General features: G+C 37.7%; 1 protein-coding gene. It reads right to left on the bottom strand.

The window, feature by feature from the left end; all coding sequences use genetic code 11:
• Window positions 1-654 (bottom strand): IS1380 family transposase (locus tag E5983_RS09330; protein ID WP_160333518.1); only part of this gene is annotated, 654 nt, incomplete at its 3' end.
• Window positions 655-681: the final 27 nt, after the last annotated feature.

Genomic DNA, 681 nt, shown 5'->3' with positions numbered 1-681 from the left:
GCTGTCCATGCGGAAAAGTAACCGGTTGAAGCCTTCTAAAATAGGTTGAAGGAACTCTACTGCTCCGTCAGAACAATAGCGATTTCCAGGACGTAACTGAGCGTTGAAACAATAGCCAGTCTGACTTTCAAAGGCATATAGTGGATGATAGCCTGTTGCACGGTAATGAGCATTATAATCCGAACCTTCTTGCTTCCCATAAGTCGTAAAATGGGTTGAATCCACATCAATAATAAGAGTATCTACCTGATGAAATTGTAAAAAGATTTGGATTAGCTCAAGGTTAAGTTGTCTTAAAGCCTCAACGGTTTCTTCAGTAGCACGTGAAAAGAAGCGTGACAAGGTTGGTTGAGAAGCTACTTGTTCAGTTTCTAGTAGCTGCTGGAAATAAGCATCTTTTTTCAATTCTTGACAGGCATAGTCTGTATCATGACCTGCTAGGTTTTGATATAGAAGTTGGATTAGAATGGCTGTCTCTGAGTAAGAGTAATACAGGCGTTGATCATTCGTAACCAGGTGTTTAGAAATTAAATTTACCAGATTCAAGAGTTCAAAAAGTTCTTTAAAAAGAACTAGTCCACCATAGATTGTTAGATTACCGCCATCGAAAGAAAAAGTGTTGTTTTTAGAACTGTTATTTGTTAGACTAAACATATGGATTTCCTTTCTGATTGTGATTTT

Origin of the sequence: Streptococcus danieliae, assembly GCF_009767945.1 — a bacterium.
Classification (GTDB): Bacteria; Bacillota; Bacilli; order Lactobacillales; family Streptococcaceae; genus Streptococcus; species Streptococcus danieliae.
The sequence above is the reverse complement of the archived record's forward strand: the minus strand, read 5'-3'. Positions and strand labels throughout refer to the sequence as shown.